This window comes from Flammeovirgaceae bacterium SG7u.111 (genome assembly GCA_034044135.1).
Taxonomy (GTDB): Bacteria; Bacteroidota; Bacteroidia; order Cytophagales; family Flammeovirgaceae.
On record CP139021.1, the window covers coordinates 2,803,979 to 2,817,088 of the forward strand.

The 13,110-nt window shown below is 39.2% G+C and carries 12 protein-coding genes; 8 read left to right on the forward strand and 4 right to left on the reverse strand.

Annotated features, from left to right (window positions below):
* Window positions 1–26 precede the first annotated feature (26 nt).
* On the forward strand, window positions 27–1,070 hold the full coding sequence (locus tag R9C00_10785) for a family 43 glycosylhydrolase (protein ID WPO37938.1): 1,044 nt from the start codon (window positions 27–29) through the stop codon (window positions 1,068–1,070).
* A gap of 65 nt (window positions 1,071–1,135) precedes the next feature.
* Here R9C00_10785 and R9C00_10790 read toward each other — a convergent pair whose 3' ends face one another.
* Window positions 1,136–2,428, reverse strand: a complete 1,293-nt coding sequence (locus tag R9C00_10790) for an acetyl-CoA hydrolase/transferase C-terminal domain-containing protein (GenBank protein ID WPO37939.1) — start codon at window positions 2,426–2,428, stop codon at window positions 1,136–1,138.
* An 873-nt stretch (window positions 2,429–3,301) separates the two neighbouring features.
* Between R9C00_10790 and R9C00_10795 the strand changes: the two genes are divergently transcribed.
* Window positions 3,302–3,595 (forward strand): metalloregulator ArsR/SmtB family transcription factor, encoded by a 294-nt coding sequence (locus R9C00_10795; protein WPO38770.1) that lies wholly within the window; start codon window positions 3,302–3,304, stop codon window positions 3,593–3,595.
* Window positions 3,596–3,670: 75 nt separating this feature from the next.
* Here R9C00_10795 and R9C00_10800 read toward each other — a convergent pair whose 3' ends face one another.
* Window positions 3,671–5,095: a BatD family protein gene (locus tag R9C00_10800; protein ID WPO37940.1), complete on the reverse strand. Its 1,425-nt coding sequence runs from the start codon at window positions 5,093–5,095 to the stop codon at window positions 3,671–3,673.
* A gap of 151 nt (window positions 5,096–5,246) precedes the next feature.
* Here R9C00_10800 and R9C00_10805 point away from each other — a divergent pair, with 151 nt between their 5' ends.
* From R9C00_10805 to R9C00_10820, 4 genes are all read left to right on the forward strand, one after another.
* The gene (locus R9C00_10805; GenBank protein ID WPO37941.1) at window positions 5,247–5,450 is read left to right on the forward strand and encodes a hypothetical protein; all 204 of its coding nucleotides are present in this window, start codon (window positions 5,247–5,249) and stop codon (window positions 5,448–5,450) included.
* Between the two features lie 208 nt (window positions 5,451–5,658).
* On the forward strand, window positions 5,659–6,780 hold the full coding sequence (locus tag R9C00_10810) for a glutaminyl-peptide cyclotransferase (protein WPO37942.1): 1,122 nt from the start codon (window positions 5,659–5,661) through the stop codon (window positions 6,778–6,780).
* A 77-nt stretch (window positions 6,781–6,857) separates the two neighbouring features.
* Window positions 6,858–7,853 (forward strand): FecR domain-containing protein, encoded by a 996-nt coding sequence (locus R9C00_10815; protein ID WPO37943.1) that lies wholly within the window; start codon window positions 6,858–6,860, stop codon window positions 7,851–7,853.
* 1 nt (window position 7,854) lies between these two features.
* On the forward strand, window positions 7,855–9,378 hold the full coding sequence (locus tag R9C00_10820; GenBank protein ID WPO37944.1) for a carboxypeptidase-like regulatory domain-containing protein: 1,524 nt from the start codon (window positions 7,855–7,857) through the stop codon (window positions 9,376–9,378).
* A gap of 74 nt (window positions 9,379–9,452) precedes the next feature.
* Here R9C00_10820 and R9C00_10825 read toward each other — a convergent pair whose 3' ends face one another.
* Complete coding sequence (locus R9C00_10825; GenBank protein ID WPO37945.1) at window positions 9,453–9,749, reverse strand: hypothetical protein; 297 nt, start codon at window positions 9,747–9,749, stop codon at window positions 9,453–9,455.
* Between the two features lie 244 nt (window positions 9,750–9,993).
* Here R9C00_10825 and R9C00_10830 point away from each other — a divergent pair, with 244 nt between their 5' ends.
* The gene (locus tag R9C00_10830; protein WPO37946.1) at window positions 9,994–11,457 is read left to right on the forward strand and encodes a family 16 glycoside hydrolase; all 1,464 of its coding nucleotides are present in this window, start codon (window positions 9,994–9,996) and stop codon (window positions 11,455–11,457) included.
* Between the two features lie 54 nt (window positions 11,458–11,511).
* Here R9C00_10830 and R9C00_10835 read toward each other — a convergent pair whose 3' ends face one another.
* Window positions 11,512–12,306 (reverse strand): lysophospholipid acyltransferase family protein, encoded by a 795-nt coding sequence (locus R9C00_10835; GenBank protein ID WPO37947.1) that lies wholly within the window; start codon window positions 12,304–12,306, stop codon window positions 11,512–11,514.
* Between the two features lie 297 nt (window positions 12,307–12,603).
* Here R9C00_10835 and R9C00_10840 point away from each other — a divergent pair, with 297 nt between their 5' ends.
* On the forward strand, window positions 12,604–13,062 hold the full coding sequence (locus tag R9C00_10840) for a peroxiredoxin (protein ID WPO37948.1): 459 nt from the start codon (window positions 12,604–12,606) through the stop codon (window positions 13,060–13,062).
* Window positions 13,063–13,110 lie beyond the last annotated feature (48 nt).

The window sequence follows — 13,110 nt, forward strand, 5'->3', positions numbered from 1 at the left end:
TTTATAATCATTAAATGAGACACAAAATGAAAGGAAAGTCTTTCGGAACCTTGTTGTTTTTAGGGTTTCTTATATCCTCGTTTGTTTTCCAGTCATGTACAGAAAAGGGAGGGGCAAAGGCAGTACAAGATAAAGAGGCAGTAATAGTTGATTCTGTAAAATTTACCTATTCTAAAGCATCTGGAATTGGTATCGATTCTGTTTTTAATAGGCGTGACCCTAGTGATATTATCAAAGTAGGGGATACCTATTATATTTGGTACACCCGGATGATAAGCCCGATGAGGTCAGGTTATTGGGGCACTATTTGGTACGCAACCTCTAAGGATGAAGGGCATACTTGGCAAGAACAAGGTATGGCTTTAGGGCTAGGAGAAAAGGGGACATTTGATAGCCATTCGGTATTTACACCAAACATCCTCGCTTACAAAGGTAAATATTATATGTATTACACGGGGGTACAACCTACTCCTGGCAACAAGGAAAGTAAATTTGAGAACAATTCGATTAACGATTTCACCGCAATTGGGCTAGCTGTTGCAGAAAGTCCTGATGGTCCTTTTCTAAGGGTAAAAAACAACCCTGTTTTGGAAGTTTCCCCTGATTCGGCTGCTTTTGATAGTTATCGGATCGACGATGCAGCGTTGTTGGTGAAAGACGGTAAAATATGTATGTATTATAAAGGCCGCTCTATCATACATGGGAAACAAGGTCCTAAGTTGACTAAAATGAGTGTAGCAACTGCCGATAACCCAGAAGGTCCTTTTGAAAAGAGTGTTGAACCATTAATAGAGAAAGGGCACGAAGTTCTTATTTGGCAACAAAATGATGGCGTTGCGTCCTTGGCCTCGTTAAGCAAGTCTATTCACTTCGCAACTGACGGCATCCATTTTTCCCCTATTCAGGAAAATTTGACTGATATCCCAATGGCACCAGGTTTATATCGACCACATTTGGAGGGTGATAATAGTGCAAAAGAAGTCCCAGGTTGGGGTATTGCTATGAAACAGCAGAAAGGATTGGCTTATCTTCTGCGTTTTGAAATGACTAGTTATATAGCAGCAGATTAGGTATAATTAGTTGCTTAAGAAGCTGTTATGGTAATAGGTTTCAAAACAGCTTCTCAAGTTCCAATCTATAATTGCCCAAAGCGTTCAAACGCCATTTTTTCCAAATATTCTTGATGGTCTGGATGGGCTATCCTGATGAGTTCTTTGGCTCTTTGCCTTAAGTTTTTCCCAAATAAATTTGCAACTCCAAATTCGGTTACCACATACTGTACGTGTGCCCTTGTGGTGGTGACGCCAGCACCTTCTTTTAGGAAGGGTACTATCTTGGAAATTCCCTTATTTGTCTGAGAACTAAGGGCTATGATTGGTTTCCCATTTTGGGAAAGGGCTGCGCCTCGTATAAAATCCATTTGCCCACCAACTCCGGAATATTGCTTTGAACCAATAGTGTCGGCACAAACTTGCCCAGTCAGATCGACTTCGACAGCGCTGTTGATTGCCGTTACCTTCGGGTTTTTGCGGATAATGGCCGTATCGTTGGTAAATGAAGAGTCTTTCATGGCAATCACGGGGTTGTCGTCCAAAAAGTCATATACTTTTTGAGTTCCCATCACAAAGCAGGTACAAACCTTATGAGGCAGTACTTTTTTGTGCTCATTGGTCACAATCCCCTTTTCCACCAAATCGATCAACCCATCCGAAAACATTTCAGTGTGGATTCCTAATCCTTTATGATTTCCGAGTTGGGAAAGTACAGCATCAGGCACGCCACCAATGCCCATTTGGAGCGTTGAACCGTCTTCTATTAACTCGGCAATGAGCTTTCCCATTTTTTGTTCCTCTTCAGAAGGTTCTCTTCTGGGAATGGTAAAAATAGGATAATCGACTTCTACAGCCATATCAATTTGGCTAATATGAATGACACCATCGCCCAAGGAGCGAGGTGCATTGGGGTTGATTTCAGCAATAATGACTTTAGCAGTTTCTAAAGCAGCGAGGGTAACATCTACGGAAGAGCCTAAAGAGCAATACCCGTGTTTGTCGGGCGGGGTAACGGTGATCATTGCTACATCTATGGGGAGGATACCCCTTTTGAACAACCTAGGAACATCGCTAAGGAATACAGGGATGTAATCTGCATAGCCTGACTGTACGAATTTTCTTACGTTGGCTCCCACAAAACAAGCATTGTGGCGGAAAGAACCAGCATATTCGGGAGCGGCGTAAGGTGCTGGTCCTTCGGTGTGTATATGGATGATTTCAACTTCTTTGAGCTCGCTGGCTCTGTTTACCATGGCTTCAACCAGTTTTCCTGGAGTCATAGAAACACTATGGACGAATACTCTTTCGTAGGAATTGATGACAGAAACGGCTTCCTGAGGGCTAGTATATTTAGGTTGTTTATAGCTTCTTCTCATTGGTTTATGGTGTTAGGTTTGTGTAGAGAAGCTAATGTATAGCTTTTGGTCAAAACTTCCATGAAGAAAAGCAGGTGATTTTGGAAAAGAGATGTGGAAAAAGCAAGGAGGAACTTGGGAGGGGGTAAAAATAAAAAGTCAGTACCCGCAAGGCGGATACCGACTCCACATGAATCCAATCATATAAGTTTTAGAGCTTTTCAGGCAAAGCCTTATTACTCCATCACTTATTTAACCTAACACTAAAACTTTTAAGTGAGAATACTTGGCTTGAAGCAAAACTCAACTTATATAAACCTAAAACTTTTTTCTATTTGAGTAAACCTTTGAAGGTTTTTAAGAAATCATTTGTTTACATATTGGCAACATGCGATCCAGCTAATTTTCTTTTCTCAGGTAAATGCTGTGTATTTCAATTTAATTTAAATGTAAATGAGTTTAAATTGAAATAATGTTTTGTTTATAATGATTATTTGAAATAAAAATATTGAATATCGCACATTGGCTAATTTAAATACAAGCGATTTTTGCGTAATTCAAATAAGTGTTAATATGAGGTTTTACAAGAATAAATAAAAATAAATCAAATTTATACTCGAATAGTGCAAAATTCTTCCCAGAATGGGATGGTTTTTTAAGGTTGGGACAAATTCAGGGCATATGGAGAGTACGAAAAATGGGAAATGGTACTGCGAAAAGGGTGGGGAGTGCTAGAAAAATATTTCTATACTCTTTATTGGGCGCTATTGGCTAAAAAAAAACGAACGATTTTGATCTATTTTTTCTTTATGTAAATATGTTCATATTTTTGCCATGTGTTAAGTATGATCATTTTTGGCTCTTAACTACACTAAAGCTAAAGTATTTATAATGATGTTGTCTTCAGAAAAAATAGAAAAAGCCGCTTTTATATTAAAAACCATAGCTCATCCGGTAAGGTTAAGGATTATTGAGCTGTTGGAAACAAAAGATAAAATGGCTGTAAACGATATTTGCGAAGCATTGAACTGTGAGCAATCTCTTACTTCCCATCATCTTTCAAACATGAAACTAAAAGGGTTGCTTAGCTCGAAAAGAGAGGGGAAGAATATTTACTATTCCTTAAAAGAAAAGGATGTGACCAAAATTTTATCCTGTTTGGAAAACTGTAATTGCAATATGGGTTGATTTATCATTTAGCCAATTCCAAAAAAGCCCTGCAGACTACTAGTTTGCAGGGCTTTTTTGGAAAAATTCGGATGTTTACCCTTTTCTGAAAACGAAATATCCTGCTGTTGCAAGCACAAGTAAAATACTTATATTGGTGATAATCGGAATCCACGACCTTTCCCAAGTAGATGTAAGCTTGTTGTTTGCCGAATCCATGTTTTCATAAAAGCCGCCAATTACGTTCGAGGCAATTTCCATGTTGCGTTTGCTTTCTCCTGTTACATTTACCACAAGTTCCGAACGTAGGGTATCGTATGTGCCAGAGCTTGGGTTGAAGTAAATCCATTGGAAATAATCTCCCATATTATAACTCCCAGGCTCTCTAGGCTCTATGTTGTACTTAAATGCTTTTGCACCATAAACGGTGTTGTTCCCTCGGTTTATTTGCTGGGAAATATTAGGAGGATAAAAGTCGAATTCCCTTGTTTCGGGGAGTTGGATTTCTTTAATAGCCGAAATATTTCCTTCCCCAGCAATAGCAAAATTATAGATAAAGCTTTGCCCAGTTTCTTGGTCGGCTCCTGAAATGCGTTCTTCTAGTTTAAAATTCCCTACGTTCACCATTCCCTTCATGGGGTGGGGAGGTAGTTCCATTACTTTGATTTTTTTAGCTTTAGAGGAAAAGCTCTTAAAGTCTTCTTGCATGTTTTGCCCAAAGAAAGAGGGGCGTTTTGCAACTTTGTATTTGATCATTTTTAAAGAAACCGAAGGTATTTCAATATCTTGATCGTTGAGGGGGAAAAAGCTGGCTTGGTAAATTTTGTAGCGTTGATATTGCTGCCCGTTGATGGTTACATATTCAGGGGTGATTTGGTCGATCCCAAAGTTTTCTTCCCAGCAGTTTGTTGGCTTTACTTTTTTTAATATTTCAGTGAGCTGGTCGCTTATTTTGTAGAAGTCCATCTTCGCTCTGTTTTTGAGCGAAACATAAAAGGCTATGTTCATATTGAAGCCTTCTCCTACATACACCTTGTTCTTGTTGGTATTAACAGCAAAAAAGGCTTCCTCTTTAACGTTTACATATTCTTGTTCGTCCCTTCCTTGTCCTTGGTTCCAGAAGTCTGCAAATGGATCGTATTTCTGCCTAGAAATAGCTGGACCTACGGTGATTTCTACGCTGCTGAATTCCACCTTTTTACCATTTACGGTCATAGCAAACGAAGGAATGGTAAATGTACCTTCTTTGGTAGGCATATAATTTTGGGTGATGGTCTGGCTCTGCGAAATTTTCCCATTTATAATATTGGTGCGGGTAGAATTTGATTTCCCCCTTTTGGTGAAACCGTCTATGTCAGGGAAATTTGAATAGTTTTCGAGCTTCGCATTAGATATGGTCAAGTTCAGCTCCAAAAACTCGTTCAGGCCTATGGTAGTTCTGCCAGTGGAGATAGTAATATCTTGGGCAATTATTTGTGTGGCAGCAAGTAATGTTAAAAAAAAGGCTAATGAGATTTTCATTGTTGTCTTATTCATAGATGCGATAGTAATATTTTAAGCATATATAAATTTAGCGTCAGATTGTTTTTCAAATATCCAAATCTTTTACTATATTTTGTGACCTAAAAACTAATTTAACAGATTGTTTAACAATTATAACTGTACCTACACTATGCTAGAATATTTTAAAATGATCTTAGAGAAAGTCAGTTTTCACGATGAACTGTTTGAGAAAGAGTTGCGAAAAGCAACCAACACCTTAAATGCTCAAGATGAAATACTAGAACTCAAAGCTTGGTGCAATATCAGATTTTCTAAGGAGCATCAAAAGGTTATTAATAAATGTTTTAGTAGGATAGCTCACCAAGCAGCATAACCTCGTTGTTTATCCTCTTTGAAGTAAGCCAGTTTTTTTACTGGCTTTTTTTATGCCTTTTTTTGAACCGCCTGTCTATTATCCTCTTGGTCTTCTGTAATTCCTGTTTATACTTTTTAAACTTATTGCTAGCTTTGGCACTAAGTGCAACCTGTCTGAAGCACGTTGCATTTGTATTTTATTACTCACATCATTAATCACTAAGAAATTGAAATACTCAGCTATATTTTTCATATTGTTAAGTTCGCTTTTCTTTTTTTCAAGCTCTTGCTCAGATAAAGAAAGCAAAACTGCTGAAGCCGAACAGGCAAAAGGGGGGAATGCTAAAAAGAAGAAAAAGAAAAGTAAAGATATCGCAAAGCTTATCAGTCCGAAACACAGGGCTAAAATAAAAGAGGGCGAAATTGTTCCTATCCAACTTGAGTTAAAAGATTCAACTATTTCTATCGATTCGGTTAGGTTTTTTCTGGACGGCGAGTGGTTGTTTACCAAATCGGACGCACCGTTTGTTTATGAGTGGGATGCAGAAGGGTCAAAAATGGGTCAGCGAAATTTTATCGCTGTAGTCCATAAGAGTGATAGTACGAGAGAAGGGCACAATGTTCGGGTAGATGTATTTCCCTCCACAGCTCCAACTACATATGTTTATCAGGTAATTAACGATTACCCCCACGATGATAAGGCTTTCACCCAAGGGTTGGTTTATCATGACGGCTATTTACTAGAAGGTACGGGTCATAAAGGAGCTTCGTCCCTTAGAAAAGTGGATGTGCGCACAGGGAAAATAGTAAAAATCTCTTCTATGCCCGATCAGTTCTTTGGGGAAGGTATAGCCTTATTCGGAGATGAAATTTTCCAGCTTACATGGCAATCTCAATCAGGTTTTGTGTACGACAAAAACACCTTCCAGCAAAAAAGAGAATTCAGATACCCTACCGAGGGCTGGGGGCTTACTACTGTAGGCGACAAGCTTTTGATGAGCGATGGATCAAATATTTTGTATTACCTAGACCCTAAATCTTTTACAGAACTGTCCCGCCTCGAAGTGTATGACAACAACGGTCCTGTAAAGCAGTTGAACGAGCTGGAATACATAGAAGGTGAAATATGGGCAAATGTGTGGGAAACTGATTTTATAGTAAGGATAGATCCTAAAACTGGAAAGGTAGTGGGCAAGATAAATCTGGGTGGTATTTTGGACAGAAGGAAATATACTGGGCAAGTAGATGTGCTTAACGGAATTGCATACGACCCAGTAATGAAGCGCATATTTGTAACTGGAAAACATTGGCCTAGACTCTTCCAAATAAGGGTTTTGGAAAAAAAATAAATTTTTCTCAATCGTTTTAGGACTTTTTACTAAAAGTCTTGTCTTTAGCTAAAAGCCGGACTGTAAGTCAAAATTCTATGAAAAATTGGGAAGACATATTTTCTTACCTCAACGGAGAACTTTCCGATGCTGAAGTTTCCGAGCTGGATCAGTGGCGCAAAGTTTCACCCGAAAACGAATCGTATTTCCAGAAGGTAAATAAGGTATATGAGTCTACTCCAAGGAAAGATCTTGCAGCCTTTTCCCCAGATGTAGACCAAGCTTGGGGCAAGTTCAACCATGCTATTCAGCAGGAAAAAACATCCAAAACGGGGCTGAGTGTTTATTTTAATAATTGGTACAAAGTCGCCGCCATGCTTTCTCTTATCTTGCTTGGGACATGGGCAATTTCTATGCTTTTATCAGATGGAATGACCAGTATAACGGTTGCCGAGGGTGCTGGCTCACAGAAAGTAGAACTAGAAGACGGTACTGAGATATGGCTAAGAGAAGGGGCGAGTTTGACCTACCCAACTCATTTTGACGAGGAAAAAAGGTGGGTAAAGCTTGAGGGAGAAGCTTTTTTTGATGTGGAAAAAGATCCGTCCAAGCCGTTTGTAGTAGAAGCGCAAGCCACGCAGACCAAAGTATTGGGGACTAGCTTTAACCTTAACAGTGAGAGCGTTACGGGAAATGTAGAAATAGCGCTTTTTACAGGTAAAGTTGAATTTGTTACCGAAAAGGAATCATTGACCTTGGCTCCAGGAGAGAAAATAGCCTTTGGAGCTAGTACCGGAAAACTTGAAAAAGCTGCCATTCAGTCCCCAAATATTACCGCTTGGAAAACAAAGAAGTTGCAGTTTGTCGATACTCCGTTCTTAGAAGTAATACACACCTTAGAAAGGTATTACAATATAGAAATTGAAGTATTGAACAAAGAAATTTTGAACTGTGGCTTTACGTCCGATTTCCAAGATATTAGCCTAGAAGAAATTTTGAAAATTTTGGAGGCAACTGAAATAGTAACAGTGAAAAGAATAAGCGGGAAGGTAGTGCTTGATGGAAATGGTTGTACCGAAGAAACTCCTTTATAAAATGAAGAAAAATTTACGGATATCGGGCATCAAAAAATTGGGTGTCTCATTGCTATTTTTGAGCCTGTTTTTCACAGCTTTGGCTCAAAAACCGGGCATCCCCAGAGATAAGGTCAGCTTCAAGTTCCAGAATTCTACTTTGATAGAAGCCATGGGTTACTTGGAGGAAATCTACGGGTTGGAATTCGCTTACTTCAACACTAAAGGGCTTGATCAGAAGATTTCGGTACAAATAAAAGATTTGTCTTTGGCTGCCGCTATCCAAAAAGTATTTGAAAAAACGCTGTTTTCAGTATCGGAAGTTGGAGGGAAATGGGTGCTGCAAACAAAGAAACATCAGTTGTTTTTGAAAGGGCAAATCCTTGACAGTGAAACGCAATCGCCTCTTGCCTTTGCAACAGTGAGTATTAAAGGGCAAAAGCAAGGGAGTGCTTCCAATGTATATGGCAATTATTTGTTCAATGAACCAAATGTGAGTTTGGATGATACGCTTTCGGTTTCTATGCTTGGATATACTTCCAGAGATATCCCCGTTTATAACATCCTCAGGCATACGTCTTTCGATATAGCCCTTGAGTCTGTGTCCAAAATGCTGGAAGAGGTTTGGGTGACAGATAGAAAGAATGTGTACCTATTGAAAAGGGGAGAGGCTTATAGGCAAAAGACAAGCAGTTCTGTCATTTATGGGAAATATGTAACCAAAGCACGTTTGGACCTGCCTATCGATAGTTTGGAAGAACTTGATATACAATGCGGTGCGGGCAAGATGGAAATGCTCCAGCACGATAAAGATATGATCACGATTGAAGCTGATATCATCACTACTTCAATAGGAGAGAAGGTCAATAAAGAGTTTGTAGACCGATTTTTGAATTTGTTTATTGAGGAGCAAGGAAATACGGCTTACCTCAAAAGCTATTTCACCCTAATGAACGAAAAAGATAAACCTGCCCTTACCAAGTTTTTGAGTACGCCCGGCTCTAAAATTAACCTAAAAGTGTACGTACCGGCTAATTTGGATATTTCTATTAACGATGGTTCTGGGGATGTTTTCTTGAAAAATTTGAGCAATAATATCAGGATGGACGATGGGTCAGGAGATATTTCTGTTGAGAACTTGATTGGAAACTTATCCATCAGGGATCATTCAGGAATGATAGAAGTGAAGCATGTAGTAGGCAATGTAAAAATAAAAGATGATTCGGGCGATGTGCTAGTGTCCGATTTGAACGGGAGCTTGGAAATAAAAGATGGCTCGGGGAATATCGGGATAGAGGAAGTAGTGAGTGCTAATGGTACTGCAGATAATGTACAAGTTTATGACAGGTCAGGTCATATTGAGTTGAACAAGATGAACAGCGATGTGAAATTGAAAGACCGCTCTGGTAAGATTCAAGTTAAAAATCTTAATGGTAATTTGGAGATAAAGGATCGTTCTGGTAGTATTTATACTAACCAGCAACAAGGCAAAGCCAGTATCAAAGACCGTTCCGGTAGGATTTATATTAATAAAGAAAAGCAGTAAATTATATTGGTCATAAAAACAGAGAGCCATCAGATATTTCTGATGGCTCTCTGCTTGTTTATATAAGCCGTTTCTTAGTTAGCATATCTGTAAGATACACCAGGTCTGAAAGTAGCGTATTGGTTGATTTTTGAAGGTGCGTTCACATCGTCAATTGTCAATTCTTCTGTCTTCACATATACGCCCTCTACTTTGTCAACTTTCTCTTGGTTGTCTTCCCAAAGCTGCTCTTTAAAAGTGTCATACCACTCGTGGAATTTATCCATTGAAGAGAAAAAGCGAGTTTCAATAAGTACGGTTTCTATACCTGATCTTTTGATTCCTCTTTCGCTTTTGATGTATTTCTCGATGATTGATGCTTTTATTAACATGGCTTTTATATTTAGATGTTTTATAATATATTTTATTTAAAGAGTAGAATATTGTTTTGTTTTCTTTTAATCTACACTACAAATATACGGTTGATATTACCCTAAGTCTATATAGATAAAGTTGTAAAATTTTGTACAAAAAAGGCGCGATGCAAACCCTCCGTATTTATTCGGATGATTTTGGGAAATGCTTTGAAATAAGCTATCATTAAGGGTTTATTAGTAAACACGTAACAATATTTTTATGAAAATGAAAATTATACTTTATACAACAGCTCTGTTTTTGGCAGGCTGTTTTGGTTGCTCTCAGCCCAAAGAGTGGGAAGAATTGTTCAATGGAAAAGACTTAGATGGCTGGCAAGCCTACGAATCTCCGGAAAGCTTTCAAGTAAAAGATGGAGAGTTGGTTTGTTCGGGAAAACGGGGGCATTTGTTTTTTGAAGGAGAGGTTTATAAAAACTTTGAGCTAATTGCCGAAGTGAAAGCTGCGCCAGGCGCAAATTCGGGAATATTTATTCATACGAAACCTCAGGAGGAAGGGTGGCCAAGTCAAGGTTATGAAGTTCAGATAAATAATACTCACAAAGGAGAAGGCAATTACAGGGAAACGAAGAAAACAGGAAGCCTGTACGGGGTGAGGAACGTGTATTACCAATCGGCAAAGGACAATGAATGGTTTACTCTCCGAGTGAAAGTTGTGGAGAATCTGGTCCAGATTTTTGTAGATAATATGCCCGTGGTAGAATATATAGAGCCAGAAGCGCCTGTAAGAGGGGAGGGCTGCGAAGGGAGGAAACTGAGCGAAGGCTATTTTGCCCTACAGGCGCATGATGAAAATAGTACAGTCCATTTCCGATCCATAAAAGTAAAACGCTTGCCCGATGCGGCAAAAACACCAATGAAAGTCAGCGAGGAATGGAACAGTACTGTCACCAAACTGATGGAAAAAGGCTACCCTCTGGTAGATTACCATGTCCATCTGAAAGGAGGGTTGACCATGGAAGAGGCAAGGGAAAATTCTTTGAAGCTAGGCATCAATTATGGTGTTGCCCCAAATTGTGGTTTGCACTTTCCCGTTACCAACGATGCTTCGCTTTACACATATATGGATACAGTAAAGCATCAACCGATTTTCCGAGGCATGCAAGCTGAAGGAAGGGAGTGGATCAGGCTGTTTTCACCAAAAGCGATTGCCGAGTTCGATTATGTGTTTACCGATGCCATGACTTTTACCGATTCGAAAGGCAGGCGGAACAGGATTTGGATTCCCGAAGAAGTTTGGGTGGATGATAAAGAACAATTCATGGATCAGATGGTGGAAAAAATAGAGTCGATTTTTGCCAAAGAGCCTGTGGATATTTATGTGAACCCAACGGTGCTGCCTGCTGAGCTAATGCCCGAGATTGATGAGCTATGGACGGAAGAGCGCTGGGGAAGGGTTGTAAATGTATTGGCTGAACATAAAATTGCTATCGAGATAAATTCTCGCTACAAAACGCCCTCGGCAAAGCTGATAAAAATGGCGAAAGACGCGGGGATCAAGTTTACCTTTGGTACAAATAATACGGGAAAAGAATTAGGGCGATTGGAGTATAGTATCCAGATGATAGAGGAATGTGGGCTTACGCCTGATGATATTTTTATGCCCAAAAAACATGAGCAAAAACCCGTGCTGGTAAAAGGACTACCAAAAGAAATTACAGGTTGACCTGGCTCTAGAGAAAAAGCGGTTGTTTCTGTTTAATGAAACAACCGCTTTTTGCTAATCTTCTTTTTGTAAAGGACGTTGTTCAATTGCCTTTTCTATAGCTTTCATGATGTTTGCTATCGGTTCATCATCTGGAAAGGTGATGGGTTCTTTAAACTTCACCGAAAGCTTTGTGCCTCGTTTTTTGAAGTATAAGCCTTTCTTATCAAAAGCTCTTCGGAAACCGTTAATTACCACAGGTACCACTATTGGGTTAAATGATTTTATGAGGTGGGCCGTGCCTTTCCTTACTGGCGCATAAGGGCTTGTAGTTCCTTGTGGAAAGTTGATGACCCAACCTGCGTCCAATGCTTTTTTTATCTTTTCAGGGGCTCTCCTGTCGGCTGATCTTGCTACATTTTGCCCCTTTGCCCTCCAAGAACGCTTTACGGTGACAGCACCGGCAAGCGAGAGGATTCTAGGGAACAAGCCGCTGTCTTTCATGGTTTCTTCCGCTGCTACATAATAGGTATTTGCCCTAGGGATTAGCATGTAAATGGGCATATTCACATTATCCTTGAATCGCCATTTCACACTGCAAAAGATATGGTAAAATGCCATCACATCAGAGTAGTAAGTCTGATGGTTGGAGATAAACATCACATTGGTTTGGGGCAGGTCCATAAGGTATTCAGTACCCTCAACTTTCAGTGAGTTTACCAAGTTGAACCTTCCGTAAGTCAGCGTGCCTAATACGCCGATCAGCATCCGCTTAAAAAGAATGACATTGCCAAAAGGATCTTTCTTAATCAGTTTGAACCTTAGATTCCTTTTGCCCGCCCTTCTTCTAATATCTTTGATAGTATCCACAGAAAAAAATCGTTTGTTTCCCTCAAATCTACTAAGAGCACGGCTCAAATTCAGGTCTAAAAGCAAAAATGAATATTTTGGAAAGGTTAAATTCTATTTTTCTGCCTATTGTACTTTTATTATATTTTTTGTTAAGCTCTGACTATCAATCCATTACCTTAAAGTTTGTGATAAAGCCTTTTCTAAAGACCTGCATGAACCAAGCATATTATTAAACAAGAATCTTCCATGAGAGTTTAAGGTAATAATATATTCTGCCTAATTTGCATTAAAAACTAGTTTAAAACCACATTTTATATGTCCTTAAAAATAGGAACAAAAGCTCCCGATTTTACTTTGCCTTCTACCAGTGGAAGTGATTTCAAGTTGAGCGATGACATGAACGGTAAGCCTTGTGTTATCTATTTCTACCCTAAAGATTTCACGCCGGGCTGTACCAAAGAGGCTTGTAGTTTTAGAGATTCGCATCAGGTTTTTGGTAGTTTGGGCATTGAAGTATTTGGCATAAGCAAAGATGGCATTGAAACACATAAAAAATTTAAAGCTTCGCAAAACTTGCCTTTTGAGTTGTTGGCAGATGTGAGCGGAGAAGTTTGCAAAAGTTACAAAGCATTGGTTCCATTGTTAGGTATGCCCAAAAGGGTTACATATTTGCTTGACGCCGAACATAAGATTGTGAGTGTGTATGATAGCATGTTTGACTCGCTAGGGCACATCAAGAAAATGATAGAGAAGCTGAAAGAGGGAACGGCTTAAAATTCTTTTTGGGAAGGTTTTTTAAAAGACCTTTTGTTGAATTGCTCC

Bases quoted from the DNA above. Each gene is read 5' to 3' on its own strand.
- R9C00_10785 (WPO37938.1), top strand. From the start codon at position 27: ATGAAAGGAAAGTCTTTCGGAACCTTGTTGTTTTTAGGGTTTCTTATA.
- R9C00_10815 (WPO37943.1), top strand. From the start codon at position 6,858: ATGAAAAATTGGGAAGACATATTTTCTTACCTCAACGGAGAACTTTCC.
- R9C00_10795 (WPO38770.1), top strand. From the start codon at position 3,302: ATGTTGTCTTCAGAAAAAATAGAAAAAGCCGCTTTTATATTAAAAACC.
- R9C00_10790 (WPO37939.1), bottom strand. From the start codon at position 2,428: ATGAGAAGAAGCTATAAACAACCTAAATATACTAGCCCTCAGGAAGCC.
- R9C00_10805 (WPO37941.1), top strand. From the start codon at position 5,247: ATGCTAGAATATTTTAAAATGATCTTAGAGAAAGTCAGTTTTCACGAT.
- R9C00_10820 (WPO37944.1), top strand. From the start codon at position 7,855: ATGAAGAAAAATTTACGGATATCGGGCATCAAAAAATTGGGTGTCTCA.
- R9C00_10840 (WPO37948.1), top strand. From the start codon at position 12,604: ATGTCCTTAAAAATAGGAACAAAAGCTCCCGATTTTACTTTGCCTTCT.
- R9C00_10830 (WPO37946.1), top strand. From the start codon at position 9,994: ATGAAAATGAAAATTATACTTTATACAACAGCTCTGTTTTTGGCAGGC.
- R9C00_10800 (WPO37940.1), bottom strand. From the start codon at position 5,095: ATGAAAATCTCATTAGCCTTTTTTTTAACATTACTTGCTGCCACACAA.
- R9C00_10825 (WPO37945.1), bottom strand. From the start codon at position 9,749: ATGTTAATAAAAGCATCAATCATCGAGAAATACATCAAAAGCGAAAGA.